At 64.3% G+C, this 20,934-nt stretch carries 17 protein-coding genes and 1 tRNA gene; 5 read left to right on the forward strand and 13 right to left on the reverse strand.

What is annotated here, in order from left to right:
* Window positions 1-43: 43 nt before the first annotated feature.
* Entirely contained in the window at window positions 44-2,206 is a 2,163-nt protein-coding gene (gene pnp / locus IB257_RS17400) for a polyribonucleotide nucleotidyltransferase (protein ID WP_054450179.1), read from the reverse strand.
* Between the two features lie 90 nt (window positions 2,207-2,296).
* Complete coding sequence (gene rpsO, locus IB257_RS17405) at window positions 2,297-2,566, reverse strand: 30S ribosomal protein S15 (protein WP_006223612.1); 270 nt, start codon at window positions 2,564-2,566, stop codon at window positions 2,297-2,299.
* Between the two features lie 312 nt (window positions 2,567-2,878).
* Here rpsO and IB257_RS17410 point away from each other — a divergent pair, with 312 nt between their 5' ends.
* Entirely contained in the window at window positions 2,879-3,397 is a 519-nt protein-coding gene (locus tag IB257_RS17410) for a hypothetical protein (protein WP_054450177.1), read from the forward strand.
* Between the two features lie 66 nt (window positions 3,398-3,463).
* Here the strand turns inward: IB257_RS17410 and pssA are convergent, their stop codons facing one another.
* The 4 genes from pssA to IB257_RS17430 all read right to left on the reverse strand — a co-directional run bounded on the left by pssA (window position 3,464) and on the right by IB257_RS17430 (window position 7,781).
* Window positions 3,464-4,237, reverse strand: coding sequence for a CDP-diacylglycerol--serine O-phosphatidyltransferase (pssA, locus tag IB257_RS17415; RefSeq protein WP_054450175.1), 774 nt, complete (start codon window positions 4,235-4,237; stop codon window positions 3,464-3,466).
* A 178-nt stretch (window positions 4,238-4,415) separates the two neighbouring features.
* The gene (gene ilvC / locus IB257_RS17420) at window positions 4,416-5,432 is read right to left on the reverse strand and encodes a ketol-acid reductoisomerase (protein ID WP_013391929.1); all 1,017 of its coding nucleotides are present in this window, start codon (window positions 5,430-5,432) and stop codon (window positions 4,416-4,418) included.
* Between the two features lie 76 nt (window positions 5,433-5,508).
* Window positions 5,509-6,000 carry an acetolactate synthase small subunit gene (gene ilvN / locus IB257_RS17425; RefSeq protein ID WP_054450173.1) on the reverse strand — a complete coding sequence of 164 codons (492 nt, stop codon included), beginning with the start codon at window positions 5,998-6,000 and terminating at the stop codon, window positions 5,509-5,511.
* 11 nt (window positions 6,001-6,011) lie between these two features.
* Window positions 6,012-7,781: an acetolactate synthase 3 catalytic subunit gene (locus IB257_RS17430; RefSeq protein ID WP_255423500.1), complete on the reverse strand. Its 1,770-nt coding sequence runs from the start codon at window positions 7,779-7,781 to the stop codon at window positions 6,012-6,014.
* A 418-nt stretch (window positions 7,782-8,199) separates the two neighbouring features.
* On the opposite strand from IB257_RS17430, the gene IB257_RS17435 reads away from it, so the two are divergent.
* Window positions 8,200-10,422, forward strand: a complete 2,223-nt coding sequence (locus IB257_RS17435) for an FUSC family membrane protein (protein ID WP_119450786.1) — start codon at window positions 8,200-8,202, stop codon at window positions 10,420-10,422.
* A gap of 58 nt (window positions 10,423-10,480) precedes the next feature.
* Here the strand turns inward: IB257_RS17435 and yaaA are convergent, their stop codons facing one another.
* The 3 genes from yaaA to IB257_RS17450 all read right to left on the reverse strand — a co-directional run bounded on the left by yaaA (window position 10,481) and on the right by IB257_RS17450 (window position 13,369).
* Window positions 10,481-11,251: a peroxide stress protein YaaA gene (gene yaaA / locus IB257_RS17440; protein ID WP_054450168.1), complete on the reverse strand. Its 771-nt coding sequence runs from the start codon at window positions 11,249-11,251 to the stop codon at window positions 10,481-10,483.
* Between the two features lie 15 nt (window positions 11,252-11,266).
* Complete coding sequence (locus IB257_RS17445; RefSeq protein ID WP_119450785.1) at window positions 11,267-12,049, reverse strand: 3-hydroxybutyrate dehydrogenase; 783 nt, start codon at window positions 12,047-12,049, stop codon at window positions 11,267-11,269.
* A 102-nt stretch (window positions 12,050-12,151) separates the two neighbouring features.
* A complete protein-coding gene (locus IB257_RS17450; protein WP_054450164.1) occupies window positions 12,152-13,369 on the reverse strand; it encodes a cation:proton antiporter in 1,218 nt (405 codons plus the stop codon).
* A 286-nt stretch (window positions 13,370-13,655) separates the two neighbouring features.
* Between IB257_RS17450 and IB257_RS17455 the strand changes: the two genes are divergently transcribed.
* A tRNA-Ser gene (locus tag IB257_RS17455) sits at window positions 13,656-13,746 on the forward strand.
* 979 nt (window positions 13,747-14,725) lie between these two features.
* Window positions 14,726-15,127, forward strand: a complete 402-nt coding sequence (locus tag IB257_RS17460) for an EAL domain-containing protein (protein WP_192492625.1) — start codon at window positions 14,726-14,728, stop codon at window positions 15,125-15,127.
* Here the strand turns inward: IB257_RS17460 and IB257_RS17465 are convergent.
* The 3 genes from IB257_RS17465 to IB257_RS17475 are packed head-to-tail and all read right to left on the reverse strand — an operon-like array spanning window position 15,019 to window position 18,257.
* Window positions 15,019-15,636 (reverse strand): flavin reductase family protein, encoded by a 618-nt coding sequence (locus tag IB257_RS17465; RefSeq protein ID WP_119450782.1) that lies wholly within the window; start codon window positions 15,634-15,636, stop codon window positions 15,019-15,021. The two genes, IB257_RS17460 and IB257_RS17465, sit on opposite strands and share 109 nt — an antisense overlap.
* Window positions 15,637-15,639: 3 nt before the next feature.
* Window positions 15,640-16,590: a carbon-nitrogen hydrolase family protein gene (locus tag IB257_RS17470; RefSeq protein WP_054450139.1), complete on the reverse strand. Its 951-nt coding sequence runs from the start codon at window positions 16,588-16,590 to the stop codon at window positions 15,640-15,642.
* 14 nt (window positions 16,591-16,604) lie between these two features.
* Complete coding sequence (locus IB257_RS17475; RefSeq protein ID WP_119450781.1) at window positions 16,605-18,257, reverse strand: MFS transporter; 1,653 nt, start codon at window positions 18,255-18,257, stop codon at window positions 16,605-16,607.
* A gap of 171 nt (window positions 18,258-18,428) precedes the next feature.
* On the opposite strand from IB257_RS17475, the gene IB257_RS17480 reads away from it, so the two are divergent.
* Window positions 18,429-19,268 carry an IclR family transcriptional regulator gene (locus IB257_RS17480; protein WP_054450135.1) on the forward strand — a complete coding sequence of 280 codons (840 nt, stop codon included), beginning with the start codon at window positions 18,429-18,431 and terminating at the stop codon, window positions 19,266-19,268.
* A 15-nt stretch (window positions 19,269-19,283) separates the two neighbouring features.
* Here the strand turns inward: IB257_RS17480 and IB257_RS17485 are convergent, their stop codons facing one another.
* Window positions 19,284-20,870, reverse strand: a complete 1,587-nt coding sequence (locus IB257_RS17485) for an EAL domain-containing protein (protein ID WP_054450132.1) — start codon at window positions 20,868-20,870, stop codon at window positions 19,284-19,286.
* Window positions 20,871-20,934: the final 64 nt, after the last annotated feature.

Here is a 20,934-nt window from a genome sequence, read left to right on the forward strand (position 1 = left end):
ACGGCGCCCGCAGGCGCCGTTTCATGCTACCGGTCAAGCAGGCTTATTCAGCTTGCGGTTCCGATTGCGGGGCAGCTTCGGGAGCCGCAGCGGCTTGCTGCTGCTCGATGCCGCCAATCGCCTTGATGGACAGGCGCAGGCGGCCCTTGTCGTCGGCCTCGATGACCTTGACGCGGACTTGCTGGCCGACCTTCAGCACATCGTTGATGTTGGCGATGCGGTAGTTGGCGATTTCCGAGATGTGCAGCAGGCCGTCACGGCCCGGCAGCACTTGCACGATGGCGCCGAAATCCAGCAGGCGCAGCACGGCGCCTTCGTAGATCTGGCCCACTTCGACGTCGGCGGTCAGTTCGACGATGCGGCGCTGGGCTTCCTTGGCCTGCGCTTCGTCGACGCTGGCGATCACGATCGTGCCGTCGTCCGAGATGTCGATCTGCGTGCCGGTTTCTTCGGTCAGCGCGCGGATGGTGGCGCCGCCCTTGCCGATCACGTCGCGGATCTTCTCGGGGTTGATCTTGATGGTCAGCATGCGCGGAGCGAAAGCCGACAGCTCGCCGCGCGAACCGTCCAGCGCTTCCTTCATCTTGCCCAGGATGTGCAGGCGGCCTTCGCGGGCCTGAGCCAGCGCCACTTGCATGATTTCCTTGGTGATGCCCTGGATCTTGATGTCCATCTGCAGTGCGGTGACGCCGTTCTCGGTGCCCGCAACCTTGAAGTCCATGTCGCCCAAGTGATCTTCGTCGCCCAGGATGTCCGTCAGCACGGCGAACTTGCCGCCGTCCAGGATCAGGCCCATGGCCACGCCGGCCACGTGATCCTTGACCGGCACGCCGGCGTCCATCATGGCCAGCGAGCCGCCGCAGACCGAAGCCATCGACGACGAGCCGTTGGACTCGGTGATTTCCGACACGATGCGGATGGTGTACTGGAAGTCTTCCGGAGCCGGCAGCAGCGGGATCAGCGCGCGCTTGGCCAGGCGGCCGTGGCCGATTTCGCGGCGCTTGGGCACACCGATGCGGCCCGTTTCACCGGTGGCGAACGGAGGCATGTTGTAGTGCAGCATGAAGCGGTCGCGGTATTCGCCCATGAGCGCGTCGATGATCTGCTCGTCCTGCTTGGTGCCCAGCGTGGCCACGACCAGCGCCTGGGTTTCACCGCGGGTGAACAGCGCGCTGCCGTGTGCGCGGGGCAGCACGCCCAGACGCACGCTGATGGGGCGCACGGTGCGGGTATCGCGGCCGTCGATGCGCGGTTCGCCGTTCAGGATCTGGCCGCGCACGATGGCGGATTCCAGCGAGAACATGATGTTGTCGACAGCGACGGCGTCCGGCAGCGCTTCGCCCTTTTCGGCGGCGGCGGCGGCCAGCTTGGCCGACACGTCAGCCGACACTTCGCGCAGCTTGGTCGTACGGGCCTGCTTTTCGCGGATCTGGTAGGCGGCGTTCAGGCCTTCCTGGGCAGCGGCGGTGACCGCGGCGATCAGGGCTTCGTCCTTGGCGGGCGCTTGCCAGTCCCAATCGGGCTTGCCGGCGTCCTTCACCAGTTCATGAATGGCGTTGATGACGGCCTGCATTTGCTGGTGGCCGTAGACCACGCCGCCCAGCATGATTTCTTCGGACAGCTGGTCGGCTTCGGATTCCACCATCAGCACGGCGTTTTCGGTGCCGGCGACGACCAGGTCCAGCTTGGACGACTTCAGTTGCGAGGCGGTCGGGTTGATGGCGTACTGGCCATCGATATAACCCACGCGCGCGGCGCCGATGGGGCCGTTGAACGGGATGCCCGAGATGGCCAGCGCGGCCGAGGCGCCGATCATGGCGGGAATGTCGGGATCGATTTCAGGATTGACCGACAGCGTGTGGATGACCACCTGGACTTCGTTGTAGAAGTCTTCGGGGAACAGCGGACGCAGGGGACGGTCGATCAGGCGCGAGGTCAGCGTTTCCTTCTCGGAGGGCTTGCCTTCGCGCTTGAAGAAGCCACCCGGGATGCGGCCGGCGGCGTAGGTCTTCTCGATGTAGTCAACGGTCAGCGGGAAAAACGTTTGACCCGGCTTGGCCTTCTTGGAAGCCACGACGGTGGCCAGGACGACGGTGTCCTCGATCGACACCACAACGGCGCCGGAGGCCTGGCGAGCGATCTCGCCAGTTTCCAGGACGACCGTGTGCTGGCCGTACTGGAACGATTTTGTCACTTTGTTGAACATGACGATTATTCCTTACAAATGAAAAACCGTGGCCGTCGCGACATACGTCGCACCGACCACGGTTGCGTCATGGGGAGCCAGCCCCGTCGATCACTTGCGCAGACCGAGTTTTTCGATCAGTGCGCGGTACGAATCGGGATTGCGGCCCTTGAGATAGTCGAGCAGCTTGCGGCGACGGCTGACCATACGGAGCAGACCGCGGCGCGAGTGATGGTCCTTCATGTGTTCTTTGAAGTGACCGGTCAGTTCGTTGATGCGGGCGGTGAGCAGAGCCACCTGAACTTCGGGGGAGCCGGTATCGCCTTGAGCGCGTTGGAATTGCGCGACGATATCGGATTTCTTGATGTCAGCTACAGACATTTATGACCTCTTCGGACATGCGACAGGGCCGAGGCGCCCTGACGTGGTTTGGAAAAAATTTGCGCGAACCTGGCGGAATTCGCTTTCTCACTGCTGCCATTGATGACTCAAACAGAAGCCTGGAATCCGGGTGTTGGACGCGGTGTTTCGACACCGGGGCCTGGCACCTGGACCAGCTCTGCGGCCAGCGCAAAGGATGTTGCAAGATCAATACACTTGATAAAGCTCGATGATTATAGCCGATTCGCTAGAATTACCCCAATGAGGGCCGCCTGCCCCGCCGCAGGCCGCGATGCCACGTAAGGAGAAGATATGTCTAAATATTACAGAAGCGCGCGCCTGGCACTGGCTGCCGCCGCGTTGGCCGGCCTGGCCGCCTGCGCAAACATGGCCCAGATTCCTCCCGGCACGCCCTACGCCGACGTGCAAGCCCAGTTCGGCCGGCCCAACTTCGAATGCCCGCAAGCCAATGGCGGGCGGCGCGTGATCTGGACCCAGCAGCCCATGGGCCAGTACGCCTGGGGCACCAACGTCGGCGCCGACGGACGCGTGGGCCAGGTGGTGCCGCTGCTGACGGACGAACACTTCAAGGTGCTGAGCGAAGGCGTATGGGGTCCCGACCGCGTGCGCTGCGAATTCGGCCCGCCCGCCAAGATCGAGGAAGCCGGCCTGGGAGAAAAGCGCGAGGTGGTCTGGTCGTACCGCTACAAGGAAAACGGCGTCTGGAACTCGCTGATGTATGTCTACATGAGCCGCGACGGCAGCAAGCTGACGCACTTCCATCCCGGCCCGGACCCCATGTACGACGACGACAGGTTCATGTGGCGCTGATTCCCCCGCCTCTCTAAAAAACAAAACCCGCCATCAGGCGGGTTTTGTTTTCAAGGCGTTCACCAATCAGGACGATTGGTTGCGGCGTTCCTGCGTCAGGCGGCGCGCGCGGTTCCAGCGCCAGGCCCACATGATCCAGCCCGACAGGCCGTACAGCACGAACAGGCCGAACAACACGACCGGAGGATCGCTGGACACGAACACGAACACGGCCACCACCAGCAGGATGCCCCAGAACGGCACGCTGCGGCCCAGGGCGAAGCTCTTGCCGCTGAAGAACGGCGCATTCGACACCATGGAAATGCCCGCGTACATGGTCAGCGTGAACGCCGCCCAGGCCATCAGGCTGTCATGGATGGGCAGCTTGTTGTCCACGGCCAGCCAGACGAAACCCGCCACCAGCGCGCCGGCAGCCGGGCTGGGCAAGCCCTGGAAGTAGCGCTTGTCGACCACGGCGATGTTGGTGTTGAAACGCGCCAGGCGCAGCGCGGCGCCGGCGACATAGACGAACGCGGCCAGCCAGCCCCAGCGGCCCAGGTCGTTCAGGATCCATTCGTACATGACCAGCGCGGGCGCAACGCCGAAGGAGGTCATGTCGGACAGCGAGTCGTACTGCTCGCCGAAGGCGGACTGGGTGTTGGTCAGGCGGGCGACCCGGCCGTCCATGCCGTCCAGCACCATCGCCGCGAAAATGGCGATGGCGGCCACTTCGAAGCGGTCGTTCATGGCCTGCACGACGGCGTAGAACCCCGCGAACAGTGCCGCGGTGGTGAACGCGTTGGGCAGCAGGTAGATGCTGCGGTGGCGGTTCTCGGAATCGCGCATGGAAAAATTGGGCATGGTCTCAATAACTTACAACGAACATTGAAAGGTTAACCCATCTGGCCCCGCTTGCGGGGCGGAGCAAGCCGCGTGCCTGGCCAATCGAGGGAACGCCTGCAAAAAAAAGCGGCATGCCCTCGCAGGCATGCCGCTTCGACCCTGATTGCGCGGGGCAGGCCCCGCGCAATGGCATGGATCAGTTCTTGGACTTGTCCACCAGCTTGTTGGCGGCGATCCAGGGCATCATGGCGCGCAGCTTGCCGCCCACTTGCTCGATCTGCGATTCCGCGTTGATGCGGCGGCGCGAGGTCAGCGTCGGAGCGCCGGCGGTGTTTTCCAGGATGAACTTCTTGGCGTACTCGCCGGTCTGGATGTCCGTCAGGCACTGGCGCATGGCCTTGCGGGTTTCGTCGGTGACGATCTTCGGGCCGGTTTCGTACTCGCCGAACTCGGCGTTGTTCGAGATCGAGTAGTTCATGTTGGCGATGCCGCCTTCATAGATCAGGTCGACGATCAGCTTCAGTTCGTGCAGGCATTCGAAGTACGCCATTTCGGGCGCGTAGCCGGCTTCCACCAGCGTGTCGAAACCGGCCTTGATCAGTTCGACGGTACCGCCGCACAGCACGGCCTGTTCGCCGAACAGGTCGGTTTCGGTTTCTTCGCGGAAGTTGGTTTCGATGATGCCGGCACGGCCGCCGCCGTTGGCGCTGGCGTACGACAGGGCCACGTCACGCGCGGCGCCCGACTTGTCCTGGTACACGGCCACCAGGTGGGGCACGCCGCCGCCTTGCTTGTAGGTGTTGCGCACGGTGTGGCCCGGGGCCTTCGGGGCGATCATGATGACGTCGATGTCTTCACGCGGCACGACCTGGCCGTAGTGCACGTTGAAGCCGTGGGCGAACGCCAGGGCGGCGCCGGGCTTGATGTTGGCGTGCACTTCCTTGTTGTAGACCGAGGCGATGTTCTCGTCGGGCAGCAGCATCATGACGATGTCGGCGGACTTGACCGCGTCGGCGACTTCCTTGACTTCCAGGCCGGCGTTGGCGGCCTTGTTCCACGAGGCACCGCCCTTGCGCAGGCCGACCACGACCTTCACGCCGGATTCATGCAGGTTCTGCGCGTGCGCGTGGCCTTGCGAGCCGTAGCCGATGATGGCAACAGTCTTGCCCTTGACCAGGGAGAGATCGCAGTCTTTGTCGTAGAAAACTTTCATGGTTGTGCTCCAGATTCCAGTATTTTGGATATTTGTTTAATTCAGATGTAGGGTGCGGCTTGGCCTGGAAGGCCGGTCAAATCTTCAAAATCCGTTCACCGCGTCCGATGCCGGACACGCCGGTGCGCACGGTTTCAAGGATTGCACTGCGGTCCAGGGCCTCCAGGAAGGCCTGTACTTTTTCCTGCACCCCGGTCAATTCGATGGTGTAGGACTTGTCGGTCACGTCGATGATGCGGCCGCGGAAGATATCCGCCATGCGCTTCATTTCCTCGCGCTCCTTGCCGACCGCGCGCACCTTCACGAGCATCAGCTCACGCTCGATGTGCGCGCCTTCGGTCAGGTCGACCACCTTGACCACATCCACCAGGCGGTTCAGGTGCTTGGTGATCTGCTCGATGATTTCATCGGAACCGGTGGTCACGATGGTCATGCGCGACAGCGTGGAATCCTCGGTGGGCGCCACGGTCAAGGTCTCGATGTTGTAGCCCCGCGCGGAAAACAGGCCCACCACGCGCGACAGCGCGCCGGGTTCGTTCTCGAGGAGGACGGAAATCACGTGCTTCATGGGTGGCCTCCTTACAGGTCTTCAGAGCCGAGCAGCATTTCGGTCAGCCCGCGGCCGGCCTTGACCATCGGCCACACGTTTTCGGTGCGGTCGGTGATGAAGTCCAGGAAAACCAGGCGATCCTTGTGCTTCTTGAACGCTTCGCGCAGCGCCGGCTCGACGTCCGCCGGTCGTTCGATGCGCAGACCCACGTGGCCATAGGCCTCGGCCACCTTGACGAAATCGGGCAGCGAATCCATGTAGGACTCGGAATAGCGCGAACCGTAGTCGATCTGCTGCCACTGCCGGACCATGCCCAGGAAGCGGTTGTTCAGGCAGATGATCTTCGGCGTCAGGCGGTACTGGTGGCAGGTCGACAGTTCCTGGATGTTCATCTGGATCGACCCTTCGCCCGTGATGACGGCGACGTCGTGCCCAGGATTGGCCATCTGCACGCCCATGGCGTACGGCAGGCCCACGCCCATGGTGCCCAGGCCGCCGGAGTTGATCCAGCGGCGCGGCTTGTCGAACTTGTAGTACTGCGCGGCCCACATCTGGTGCTGGCCCACGTCGGAAGTCACGAAGGCGTCGCCGCCAGTCACTTCCCAGAGCTTTTCCACCACGAACTGCGGCTTGATGACCTCGTCCGAGTTGGCGAACTTCAGGCATTCCTTGCCGCGCCAGGACTCGACCTGCTCCCACCACTTGGCGATCGGAGCAGGCTTGTGCTCGGCCGCGGCGATGTCGTACTGCGCGCTGAGGTCGGCCAGGACGTCCTTGACGTTACCGACGATCGGGACGTCCACGCGCACGCGCTTGGAGATCGACGAGGGATCGATATCGATATGGATGATCTTGCGGGCGTTCTGGGCGAAGTGCTTGGGGTTGCCGATCACGCGGTCGTCGAAACGGGCGCCGATGGCCAGTAGCACGTCGCAGTGCTGCATCGCCATGTTGGCCTCGTACGTGCCGTGCATGCCGGGCATGCCGACGAACTGGCCGCTGCTGGCCGGGTAGCCGCCCAGACCCATCAGGGTGCTGGTGCAGGGCGCGCCCAGTTGCGACACGAGCTTGTTCAGCTCGGGCGCGGCGTTCGACAGGATGACCCCGCCGCCCGTGTAGATCATGGGCCGCTCGGCGGCCAGCAGCATCTGCACGGCTTTCTTGATCTGCCCCTGGTGGCCCTTGTTGACGGGCGCATAGGAGCGCATCGAGATCTCGCCCTTGGGCGGCGTGTACTTGCACTGCGCGATGGTGATGTCCTTGGGGATATCCACCAGCACCGGGCCGGGACGGCCGGTGCGCGCGATGTAGAACGCGCGGCGCATGGTTTCGGCCAGGTCCTTGACGTCGCGCACAAGGAAGTTGTGCTTGACGCAGGGACGCGTAATGCCGACGGTGTCGCATTCCTGGAAGGCGTCCTCGCCAATGGCCGCAGTGGGCACCTGCCCGCTGATGATGACCATGGGGATGGAATCCATGTAGGCGGTGGCGATGCCGGTGACGGCATTGGTCACGCCCGGTCCGCTGGTCACGAGGCAAACGCCGACCTTTTGCGACGAGCGCGAATAGGCATCGGCGGCGTGCACGGCGGCCTGCTCGTGACGAACCAGGATATGCTGGAATTTGTCTTGCTTGAAAATCGCGTCGTAGATGTAAAGCACCGCGCCGCCGGGGTAGCCGAAAACGTGTTCCACGCCTTCATCGGCCAGGCAGCGCACGACGATATCGGCGCCATTCAGTTCCATGTTGTCATTCCTTTCAGTACCGGCCCTGCAACCCTGACTGCTGCTCGCCCGGATACGGCGGCAACTGAACCCATACCGGTCCCGACAACATGATCCGGCGCTTTGCGGCTCACGGAGCCACGCCACCCGGACACCTTGCCGACCCGGCACACGCTCGACAGAACGCAGTGCAAACGCCCCTGGGGGACGCTGGAGGTCGAAATGGAAGCCTTGGCAACACACGCTTGTGGCGCGGCCAACGGCAGGTGTAACTGCTGCGGGATGGCTGGGAGGTGACCCTGGCAATCCGCCTCAACGCACCGGTTTCGGATAGGCAGACCGATGCAAGTGGAGCAATTTACCGCGTTGCGTCAAAGGTAGCAAATCGACTTTTCTTCGACCGTTGCTTGGAAGGTTCGGTAACTATCCGACCCCAAAAATTTAGGCAGTCTCTCTATACTTGTTTCGTCATCCGAAACCGAGCCGCCGCCTCATGGATTTGCGCATTGCCAGCATCCGCCGCTTCCTCTACAGCCACTACTTCTTCGGAGGGGTGCGTCAGGGGGTGGGGATGCTGTTGCCCGTGCTGGTGCTGGGCGGCCTGTTCGGCAACTACACCACGGGTCTGGTTGCAACGTTCGGGGCGCAATGCCTGGCCATCATCGACCAGCCGGGCGGGCCGCAGCGCCACCGCACCAACGAGATGCTGGGCGGCGCCGCGCTGGGCACGCTGACGGTCATCATCACAGGGCTGGCGTCATCGCACCCCGTGCTGATCTGGCTGGCGGTCATCGCGCAGTGCTTCGTCTATTCGATGTTCACGGTGTTCGGCAAACGCGGCGGGCTGATCGGCTTTGCCGGCCTGTTGCTGATGACCCTGACCATGCATTCGCCGCTGGCGCCCCATGAGGTGCTGGCGCACGCCGCGGCCACGCTGGGCGGGGCGCTGTTCTACGTCGCATTCAGCCTGGGGTTCTCGCGCCTGTTCTGGCTGCGCGAGGAGCAGCAGGCCATGTCGGTGGCGCTCTTCGCCACCGCCGACTACGTGGCGGCGCGCGCCACCTTCTACGATGAAACCGCCGATCTGGACGACGCCTACCGCGAGCTGATCCAGCGCCAATCCGTCATGACGGAAAAACACCAGGCGGCGCGCGACATGGTGCTGCGCGCCCTGCCCCGCGGCAAAGGCCTGGGCGACCGCCAGCGCGTGATGATCTGGAACATGTTCGTCGATATGCTGCAGCTGCTGGATACGCTGGTGGCCACGCATACCGACTACGCGGCGCTGCGCCGCGCGCTGGCCGGCAGCGACTGCCTGATGTTCATGCGCGATGCGCTGGTGAAGATGTCGCTGGAGCTCAACCGCATCGCGCTGGACGTGTCGCGCGGGCGCAAGGTGCAGTACCGCAGCAGCGCCAAGGCCGAACTGCGCGCCATCGAATACGAGATCGAACAGCTCAAGCAGCAGGGCCTGGGCGAGCGCGAGCCCGAGATGCTGGCGCTGATCGTCCAGGTGCTGCGCCGGCTGCGCAATTCGGCGCGCATCGTCGACCGCCTGGCCGACCACACCGCGGCTTCGCCCGACGCCAAGCCCACCGACGTGCTGCGCATCAACAAGTCGCTGACGCGCTTCATTTCGCGGCAGGAATTCCGCGTGGGGCTCCTGACCAGCAACCTGCGCCTGGATTCGCCGCACTTTCGCTATGCGCTGCGCGTCACCGCGGCCGCGGCCATCGCCATGACGCTGGCCAGCCAATGGCTTTCGCCGGCGTTTTCCGCGCACAACTACTGGATCATGCTGACCATCGTCATCATCATGAAGCCGGGTTTCGCGCTGACCCGCCAGCGCAATAGCTGGCGCCTGACGGGCACGCTGATCGGCTGCATCCTGGCCCTGCTGCTGTTCAACCTGACCGACCGGCCCGAACTGCTGTTCGCCGCGCTGCTGGGCGCCTGCATCATGGGCAACAGCCTGGTGCAGCTGAACTACATGGCCAGCGCCACCTTCAACACGCTGTTCGTGGTGCTGGTGTTCCACTTCGTGTCGCCGGGCACGGTGTCCATGTCGGTGATCGGCGAACGCGCCATCGACACGTTGATCGGCTGCGCGCTGGCGCTGATCTGCAGCTACATCCTGCCCTGGTGGGAGGCCCGCTACCTGAAACCGCTGGCGGCCGCGGCCACGCGCGCCAACCGCGAATACCTGATCGCCGGCCTGCGCTACGTCGAGGCCATGCAGGCCCACGGCGCGCCCGTGGGCGCCGCCGCCGGCGAGACTCCGGCGGTCACGGACGCCGACCTGGCCTGGCGGCTGGCGCGCAAGAACGTGCACATCTCCTTCAGCAATTTCGCCGAGGCTTTCTACCGGATGATGAGCGAGCCCACGTCGCATCAGGTAAGCGTGCCGGAGCTGAACAACCTGCTGATCCAGAACCACATCCTGGCTTCGCAGATCACAGCGGCCATCCCCATTCTGGCCAGCCTGCCGGCTACGCCCGAAGCGGTACAGCGGGCGCTGACCGGCATGGTGGACCTGTTGGATGAGAACCGCGCACAGGCGCCGGCCGGCCTGCCGACCCAGTTCGACACGGAAGGCGAACAGGCGGCGCTGGTCTATCCGGTCAAGCAGATGCTGAAGGCGGCGCACATGATCCGCCAGGAACTGCACGCGCTGGCCGATCCCACGCACGCGCCGCCGGTGGCGGCGGCAGCATGACCGGCGTGGATGGCTCTGACGGGAATGGGGAGTCCCGGGCGCAAGGCCCGGGACCGGATCAGACCTTGCGGCGGAACACCAGCTTGTCTTCCGACGAGGCAGAGGCGTCGAACTTGTAGCCTTCCAGGTCGAAGCCTTGCAGGCCTTCGGGCTTGGACACTTTGTGCAGGATCGCGTAGCGCGCCATCAGGCCGCGCGCGCGCTTGGCGTGGAAGCTGATGACCTTCCAGGCGCCGTTCTTCCAGTCCTGGAATACGCATTGCACGACGCGCGCCTTCAGCGTCTTCAGATCGACCGACTTGAAGTATTCCTCGGACGCCAGGTTGACGATCACGGGCGCCTTCTGGCCGGCCTGCCGTTCGTTGAGATAGTCAGCGATGGCCGGGCCCCAGTACTCGTACAGGTTCTTGCCCTTGGGCGTGGCCAGGCGCGTGCCCATTTCCAGGCGGTAGGGCTGCATCAGGTCCAGCGGGCGCAGCACGCCATACAGGCCGCTCAGGATGGCCACGTGCTCTTGCGCCCAGTCCAGCTGCTTGGCCGACAGGGTCGCGGCCTCCAGCCCTTCGTAGACGTCGCCGTTGAAGGCCAGCACCGCCTGGCGCGAGTTGGCCTGCGTGAAGCTGCGCTTCCAGTGGGCATAGCGCTGCACGTTGAGTTCGGACAGCGCCGGGCTCAAGCTCATGAGCTCGGAGATGTCCTCGGCCGACTTGGTCTTCAGCACCTTGATGAGGCCGGCGGCCTGGTCCACGAACAGCGGCTGGGTATGCGTCTCGATGTGCAGCGGCGAGTCGTAATCCAGCTTCTTGGCGGGAGAAAGCAAAAACAGCATTCGGGAATTCCTTTTTTAGCGTGCCGTCCAGCCGCCATCGACCGAGACGGACGTACCTGTGATTTGCGCGGCGGCGTCCGAGGCCAGGAACACGGCGGTGCCCCCCAGTTGCTCCGGCGTCACGAATTGCAGCGACGGTTGCTTTTCGCTCAGCAGTTCGCGCGCGGCGGTTTCCTGGTCCACGCCATCCTTTTCCGCCAGCGCGGTGATCTGCTTTTCGACCAGCGGAGTGCGTACCCAGCCCGGGCAGATGGCGTTGGCCGTGATGCCCTGGCCGGCCGTTTCCAGCGCGGTGACCTTGGTGAAGCCGACCACGCCGTGCTTGGCGGCGACATAGGCCGACTTGTTCGCCGAAGCCACCAGGCCATGGGCCGAGGCGATGTTGATGATGCGGCCGAAGCCCTGCTTCTTCATGTGCGGCAAGGCGGCGGCGGTGCCGTGGAACACTGCCGACAGGTTCAGCGCCAGGATCGCGTCCCATTTTTCAGCGGGGAAATCCTCGATCAGCGCGGTGTGCTGGATGCCGGCGTTATTGACCAGGATGTCGATGCGGCCCAACTGGCGCACGGCGTTCTCGACCAGCTCGCGCACGGCCGCGCCCTTGGACAGGTCGGCGCCGTCGTAGATGACCCTCACGCCATGCTTGTCGGCCAGGCCGGCGCGGAGCTTTTCGATTTCGGCCGCATCGCCGAAGCCGTTCAAGACGATATCGGCGCCTTGCTGGGCGAAGGCAGTGGCGATACCCAGGCCGATGCCGCTGGTGGAACCGGTGACAAGGGCGACTTTTCCTTTAAGCATGAGCATTCTCCTGTGGTCGGGCACATTGGACGGGCCAAGCAAGGGTCAAGTGTAGCTGCCCGGCATGACGGCAATCATGCCATGCCCGTACGGCCCGCAGGGTCAAGCAGCGGGAGGAGGATCGCGCGGCGCGGGAGGTTTCGGCGCCTCGTCCTGGACCGGTTCCGCTGCCGGCAGATCGGCCATGCCGCCCCGGTTCTCGGGTATGCGTTCCAGCAGCTTGATCAGCATCGGCACCACGCCCATCGAAATCGCCACGATGACGGACAGCAAGTCGCGCTGTTCCAGGTTCATCAGATTGTTGTCCCAGGCTTCGTTGAAGATGGCGAAGCTGAACTCCCCGCCCTGCGCCAGCGCCAGCGCGAATAGCAGGCGGTGATAGCGCGGCAGGCCCAGAAAGCGCGAAAAGCCATACAGAATCAAGGCCTTGACCAGCAGCAGCGCGAATACGCCTACAAGAATGAAGGGCCAGTGGTTGGCCACCACCTTCAGATTCACGGACATGCCGATGGCTACGAAGAACAGGCCCAGCAGCAGCCCCTTGAACGGGTCGATGGCCTTTTCCAGGTCATCCCGATAGCGCGACTCGGCCATCAGCACGCCCACCAGGAACCCGCCCAGGCCCGCGGACAGGCCGGCGTAGTCGAACAGTTGAGCAGCGCCCACCACCATCAGCAGGGCGGCGGCCGTGAACAATTCATTCAACTGCGCCTTGGCAGCCCAGCCCAGCAGCCGCAGCCGGTACGCCGCCGCGACCACCACCACGGCGATCAGCGCCTCCTTGAAGGAAGGCGCCGAGGCGCCATCCGAACCCAGCAGGCCCGCCGCCACCAGCATCGGGATCGCCGCCATGTCCTGGAACAGCAGTATCCCCAGCGCCGACCTGCCCAGGGGCGTGCGCGTCAGCACGCGTTCGTCCAGCAGCCGCAAGGCCACCGCCGTGGACGACAGGGCCAGCGACAGCCCGCAAAGGATTGCCGCCTGCCATTCCATGCCGGCCAGATGCCGCAGCGCCGCGCCGAACACCACCGCCAGCAGCAGCCCGCAGGCCAGCATCTGCAAGGAACCCAGCACGAAGACTTCGTTGCGCATGGCCCACAGGCGTTTGGGCGAGAGCTCCAGCCCGATGATGAACAGCATCATCACCACGCCCCACTGGGACACATTGATCATGGTGTCCACATTGGTGACGAGCCTGAGGCAGGACGGCCCCACCAGCACGCCGGCCAGCAGATAGCCCGGGATCGCGCCCAGGCCCAGCAGCTGGGTCAGGGGCACGCACAGCACGGCCGCAAGCAAAAGGATAAGGATGAGATCCATGGGACTAGCGGTTCCGGGATGAGCGCCGAGAAGAGAAGAGTGCCGGGCAGGGACGCCGGGCATGTCGGAATTCTGGGCAAAGATCGCCGCCGCTGAAAGCCGGTTGAAACCCGCTGTGGGGGACTTTCAACCACCCCCTTTACACAAACAAAAAAAATCCTGTAGAATTGCGGGCTTCGCTGCTTCGACAACGAAGATCCTTCCGACCAGGGATCTTTAGTGGAAGACCCGGCCCTTGGGGTAACCCAGGCCAGCCAGGAACACCACCGTTACGAAACCCAGCCACGGAGAGGTGGCAGAGTGGTCGAATGTACCTGACTCGAAATCAGGCGTACGGTATCCCCGTACCGTGGGTTCGAATCCCACCCTCTCCGCCAAGTATTGCAAAAAAGGCCAATCCCTCGGGATTGGCCTTTTTCTTTTTCCTTCGGACTTCATAAAAACTAAAAACGCACAGGCTCGGCGCGCGCCGGCTTGCGTGTAGGCAAGCCGGCGCCGTTCCGATGCTCGCCCCGGTGGGGCTGCGCTTCGGATGGCTCCGGGGGTCCTCGGCTGGTAGGCGCCTAATGCGTTGGTTTTGGATCCCGTAATGGGCAGATGCCGCGAGCCGGTGGCCGGACGGAGGGATCCGAAGCGCAGCCCCACTGGGGCGAGCATCGGAATCCCGCAGTCCGGACGGCGGCGACTCAAGAACGCTGCCTCACAAAACCGAAGTGCGGGGCGGTAGGGCTTCGAGCTTGCGGATGCCAGAGTCCTTTAGCCGCCGAGGCTGCCCTGCGCCATTCCGATGCTCGCCCCGGTGGGGCTGCGCTTCGGATGGCTCCGGGGTCCTCGGCTGGCAGTTGCCTAATGCGTTGGGTTTGGACCCCGTTCATGGGTAGATGCCTTGAGCCGGTGGCCGGACGGAGGGATCCGAAGTGCAGCCCCACCGGGGCGAGCATCGAAATGGCCCGACAGCGCCCCATCGCCAGATATGGACCCATGTCACTTTGGCACCATATGGCAAGCCGCAGACTCGAGCCCCCCATCGGCGCGCCAGGAGTATTCAGAGCGAGGCAATACCTGTCAAGACAGGAAGATCGGCGTCTCCCATGCCTTTTCGAGACCGGCTTGAACGGCTGCTTCGTACTTGGCATCGAATGGCAAGACCCGGCTGCGGCATTCTCCTAACCTAGGCCGACGCCCAGTTCTTTCGACGCCCGCAATCCCTCCAACAGCTAGAGAGGGCCCATGTATCACCATGCTGCCATTCAGTCATTCCATGCGCTGCAGGATGCGTTGAGCAATGCGCTGGTGCACGATGAGTTGTTTCTGCAATATCAACCCATTGTGGATCGATGACAGAAGATCATAGGCATGGAGGCCCTGATGCGCTGGAACTCGGCGGAATACGGCCAGGTTCCGCCCTCGGATTTCGTGCCGCTGGCGGAGCGAACCGGCGCCATCATGAGCATGGGCGCCTGGGCCCTGGAAACAGGCTGCCAGCAGTTGGAGCGATGGTCCACACATCCGACAACCTCCGAATGGACGTTGAGCGTCAATGTCAGCGCGCATCAGTTCAATCATCCGAATTTCGCCGGCGATGTCCTCAACCTGCTGAAGCGCTATCGGATTGCAGCAAGCGAAGGCGGGGCCGCCCCGCCTGACTATCACAAGGGCGCCGTTGGCCGCGCCAATTGGAACAGGTCCGTGCTGCGCGCGTACCAGCCGCCGCCGTGCATGCGCGCGATCAGCCCCATGGCCGGCGTGTCCATGTAGCCGCGCTCGGCGTCCTGCACATAGGCATCGTCGACGTGCGCGCCCAGCACCCGGCCGATCACCACGAGCTGGCGCGGGCCGGTCACGATGGTTGCCTGGCTGACGCATTCCAGCGACACCGGACTGCCCTTGATCAGCGGGGGACGCACGTGTGTCGCCGGCAGCGCGGTCAGGCCGGCCGCCGCCATCTCGTCCACGTCCGCCGGGTAATCGGCGCAGGTCTGGTTCATCTGCGCAACCAGCGACTCCGGCACCAGGTTCACCACGAACTCGCCGTTCTCGATGATGTTGGCGCCGGAATCCTTCAGTTCGCCGCTGGCATGGCGCATCAGGCCGATGGCGACCGTCGGCGGCTGAGGCCCCATGACATTGAAGAAGCTGAAGGGAGCCGCGTTGACAACGCCTTTGTCCGAAATGGTGGTAAGCCACGCGATCGGGCGCGGGGTGACGGTCGAGGTCAGCACGTTGTAGACCGTCTGCGTCGGCAAGGCGCTGAAATCAAAATGCATGATTCAAGCCTCCCCGGCATTCAGCGCCGAGACGGCCCGCTTTTCACGGGTGTCGACCTGCAGCTGGAACACGTCGGGGCGGGCGTAGTGGCCCGAGACGTCGAAGTCGTACTTGCCGCGCAGGATCTGGTTGGGATTGATGTCGGCGTACAGGATGGTCTCGGCTGAGAAATCCGGCCCTGCCAGCACTTCGCCCAGCGGATCGATGATGGCGCTGCCGCCGCGCATCAGCACGGTGTCGGGCGCGTCGCCCAGTGCGCATTCGAAATCGTCGGGATAGGCATCGCGGCGCAGATGCTGGCAGGCCGTGAGCACATAGCAGCGCCCCTCCAGCGCGATGTGGCGCATGCTGGGAATCCAGGAATCGCGGTCGTCGGCGGTGGGCGCGCAATACAGCGCCACGCCCTGGCTGTACATGTACATGCGCAGCATGGGCATGTAGTTTTCCCAGCAGATGACCGCGCCGATCTTGCCGTAGGGCGTGTCGAAGACGGGCATGGTGGAACCATCGCCGAAGCCCCAGATCAGGCGTTCGCCGGCGGTGGGCATGAGCTTGCGGTGTTTGCCCGCCAGCCCTTCACGGCCATTGAAGTACAGCACCGTGCAGTACAGCGTGCCGCCATCGGCCTCGATGCAGCCCATGACCACGAAGCTGTCGGTGTCGGCCGCGGCCTGGGCCACCAGCGCGACCTCTTCGCCATCCAGCCGGATGGCCTGGTTGTGATAGCTGGCGAAGGCGTCGCGGCCTTCGGGCTTGCGCATGCCGATGGGCGCGCCGAAGGAGTTGCCCTTGGGATAGCCGCCCAGGAACGCCTCGGGGAACACCAGCACGCGGGCGCCCTGCTCGGCCGCCTGGCGAATGAGCGATGCCGCCTTTTCGGCGCAGGCGACGCTGTCGGTGGGAATGGAGGCCGCCTGGATGACGGCAGCCTTGAAGCTCTGTTGCGTGGACATGTCTCTCCTCTTTCTCAGTGTGCAGCGTCTTCGTCGATGGCGCGGGCGCGGGTGTTCGGCAGGAACAGGCTGCCGATGACGCCGACCACCGCGGTCACGACGACCGGATACATCAGGCCACCAAAGATATTGCCGCTGGCCTGAGCCAGGTAGGTGGCGGTAAAGGGCACGATGCCGCCGAAGATGCCGGCGCCGATGTGGTACGGGAAGGATAGCGCCGTATAGCGGATGCGGGCCGGGAACAGTTCGACCAGATAGGACGCCACCGGGCCGTAGACCATGGCGACCACGGCCGTCATCAGCACCAGGATCAGGATGATGGTCGTGCGGTCGACGCGTGCGGGGTCGGCCCGCTCCGGATAGCCGGCGGCCGTCAGCGCGCTGGTGTAGGCGGCGCGGTCAAAGCCGTTGACGGTCGTGCCGCCCACGCTCATGGCGATGCTCTGCCCGGGCAGCGGCGCGGCGTATTCGAAGTTGATGCCCTTGCCGACCAGGAATTTCTTGGCCTGCACGCAGACCTTCTTGTGGTCGGCGTGGCTACCGATCATGGCGGCCTGCAGTCCGAAATCGCAGGCGCCGCCGCTGGTGTCGGCATGCACGCGCACCGGGGTGGTCTGCATGGCTTGCGCCAGGGCCGGGTTGCCAGCCTTGAGCAGCACGTCGAACATGGAGTGGTAGCCGATGGCCGCCACGAACAGGCCGACCATCATGATCCACTTGCGGCCGATGCGGTCCGACAGCCAGCCGAACAGCACGAAGGTCGGCGCGCCGATGATGAAACCGATCAGGATCAGCGTGTAGACGCTGGTCTGGTCCAGTTGCACGGCCTGCTGCATGAAGATCATGACGTAGAACTGGCCGGTGAAATAGGTAGCGCCCTGGCCGGCGGTGACGCCGATCAGCGCCAGCAGCACCAGCCGCAGGCTGGACCATTGGCCGAAGGTCTCCTTGACCGGGTTCTTGGACAGGCGGTTCTGCTGCTTCATGCGCGTGAACACGGGCGACTCGTGCAGCTTGGCGCGCACGTAGATCGAAATCGCCAGCATCACGATCGACAGGATGAACGGCAGGCGCCAGCCCCACTGGCGGAAATCCTCGGCGCTCATGGATGCCTGGGTGCACAGGATCACGATCAGGGACAGGATCAGGCCCGCCGAGGACGTGATCTGGATCCAGCCCGTCAGCAGGCCTCGGCGCTTGGGCTCGCAGTGCTCGGCCACATAAATGACCGCGCCGCCGTACTCGCCGCCCACCGCCAGGCCCTGCACCACGCGCAGGGTCAGCAGCAGGATCCATGACAAGTGGCCGGCCGATTCATAGGTGGGCAGGCAGCCGATCAGGACGGTTGCGCCGCCCATCATCACCACGGTGATGAGGAAGGTGTACTTGCGGCCCAGCTTGTCGCCCAGGTAGCCGAACATCACGGCGCCCAGGGGCCGGATGATGAAGCCCACCGCCAACGCGCCCAGCGCGGCCAGCAGTGCCACCGTGGGGTTGTCCTGCGGGAACAGCACCTGGCTCATGAAGACGGCCAGGGTCCCGTAAATGAAAAAGTCGTACCACTCGAACAAGGTGCCCAGGGTCGAGGCCACCACCACCTGGCGTTCCTCTTTTCTGCTGAGCGTCGGACCGGCGTCGATCCGCGGCATTGCCACATTCGCTTCCATGCTTGCTTTCCCCAATCGCTTTAGATTGATAATGCTGTATTCATTAACTATTATCAAACTTAACCCAGGACCTGAAAAACTAGGGGAAACCCGGCGAAGCCGCCCGCGCGCCCGGGCGGCAAGGGTCCGCCCCGCTGCTACACTCCCGCCAGAAAAACAGTGGAGGCAGCAATGGCAAGGCCCGCCGGCAAGATGGAAAAGAACGCGGAACAAGCGCCTGCCGCCGCGCGCAGGGGCATCCAGTCGATCGAAGTGGGATTCCGGATCCTGGACGTCATCCGCAAGGCCGGCCGCCCCCTGCCCCTGAAGGAAATCGCGGATGCCTGTGAACTGACGGTACCCAACGTCCACTACTACCTGGTCAGCTTTCAGAAGGTGGGCGTGGTGCAGCAGCACGCGGATACGGGCCATTACGGCCTGGGTCCCTATGCCCTGCGGCTGGGCCTGGCGGCCCTGGAACAGTTCGACGTATTCACCACCGCCCGGCCCATCATGGCCGAAGTGGCCGCGGTCACCGGCCACACCGTGTTCCTGGGCGTGTGGGGCAACAAGGGCCCGACCATCGTCTACCGCGTCGAAGGCGCCCGCAGCCGCCCCCTGCTGGAACTGCGCGTGGGCAGCGTGCTGCCGCTGCTGTCCTCGGCGCTGGGCCGCAACTTCCTGGCGCACCTGCCGGAAGCCAGCACGCGCGAACTGCTGGAACAGGAAATGGCCTCGGCCGGTTCGGACGGATATGGCGGCAAGTCCTACACGCAAAAGGACGTGCAGGCCATCCGCGAGGAAGTGCTCGAACACCACCTCAGCCGTTGCCGCGACGCGCTGCTACCGCACTTCACGTCGCTGTCCGCGCCCATTTTCGACATGCTGGGCGAGATGAAGGCGGCCATCACGCTGATGGGCCCGGTGGGCGCCATCGACGACGACCTGCAATCCGACACGGCGCGGCTGCTCAGTGAAAAAGCCCGCTCGATCTCGGCAACGGCAGGCTGGGTGGAGCCGCAGGCGCGCTAGGCGCTTCTGCCGCCCTCACCTCCGCGCGTCGGGCAGCCGGCTGGGCGGCGGCGTGCTGGCCACGTTTTTCTTGTAGTAAGCGATGAACTCCGGCGCCGGCATGGGCTTGCCGTACAGCCAGCCCTGGCCGAAATCCACCTCGCGCGCTTTCAGGTGGTCTTCCTGTTCCTGACGTTCGATGCCTTCGGCCACGGTCAGCAGGTTCAGCGACTTGGCCATGTCGATGATGTGGTCCGTGACCTTGTGGGTCGCGGAATCGGTGCCGATGGTGTCGACGAAGGACTTGTCGATCTTCAGCGAGTCCAGCGGCAGCCGCTGCAGATAGGACAGGCTGGAGTAACCCGTGCCGAAGTCGTCGATGGCCACGGCATGGCCTTGCGCCCGGGCCTGTTCGATCACGCTGCAGGCCTTGTCCACGTCCATGAAGCCGCGTTCGGTGGCTTCCAGCCAAATCTGCCGGGGATCGATGACCGTGCCTTCCAGCATGCGCTGCAACACCCGCAACGCCCCGCCATCCTTGAGATCGCTGGCGCTCAGGTTGACCGAGATGTGCGCCCCCCGGTCCTCGCCCAGCAGATCCTCCATATCCCGGATCACCAGGCGAAACACCTCTTCGGTGATGCGGGCCATCAGCCCGTTGTCCTCGGCGATCGAGATAAACAGATCAGGTCTCAGGGTCTTGCCGCCGCGCCTGATCCAACGCACCAGCGCCTCCGCGCCGATGCAGCGGCCAGTGCGCAGGTCGATGATGGGCTGGTAGTGGACGACGAATTCCCGCCGCCTGATGCCGGCGGCCAATTCGCCCGCGATCGACAGGCGCCGGCGCGACAGCCAGACGACCAGCGCGATCATGGCCGCCGCGACCAGCGTCCCCATGGGCAACCAGAACAGGCGTTCGCGCGGCAGCATGTCCAGCGCTTCGGTTTGAGGTTCGAGCAGGACGACGGCCAGGTCCGCATTGCGGGCGACGGCGCTGAGATAGGCCTCGTCGATGTCCAGCTTGCCGCCATTCAGCGCCTGCGATACCAGCACGAGATCGGGGTCGTTGCGGGTGCCCAGCATGCCCACGCCCGGCAGGACCACGGCAAGTTGCGCGCCGTCCGTGAGCGCCTTTTCGGTGAACCGGCCTGGTTCGAACAAGGCGCTGTAATCGCCGTGGCGCACGGCCACCATCCTGATGCCGGGGCTCAAGACGGGCACTGCGTCCAGCAACAGGCGTCCACCATTGGCCAGTTCGACCTGGGCCGGAACCAGCGGCTCTTCGTAGCTGGGCACGCCCCAGGTGGTGCACTGGACGATGCCGCCCGCCACGTAGGCCAGATCGTCCACGGCCCGGTCCCTCAGGGCCAGGGCCCGCATATGGCGGATATGCTGGGGTGAACAGGGTTCGAATGCCAGCCCGTCCAGATCGCGCAGCGTGGTCACGGTCTGGTCCAGCAAGTCCTGCGTGTCCCTCAGGATGCGCTGGGCCTGGTCGTCCAGATAGCGCTGTTCGCCCGCGACGGCGCGGGACCAGGACATGTGCAGCGCGAAGCCGATGGGCAACAGCGCCGCGGCGGCGGCGAGAGCGATGGCGATGCCGATTACAAACTTGCGCGGCATCGAGGCCGTCCCCAGGGATCGCCGGCTGGCGAGGTTATATCTTTTTACACTTTTTGAGGGGGCA

The sequence above is a fragment of the Achromobacter sp. ACM03 genome (genome assembly GCF_014851665.1).
Taxonomy (GTDB): domain Bacteria; phylum Pseudomonadota; class Gammaproteobacteria; order Burkholderiales; family Burkholderiaceae_B; genus Achromobacter; species Achromobacter aegrifaciens.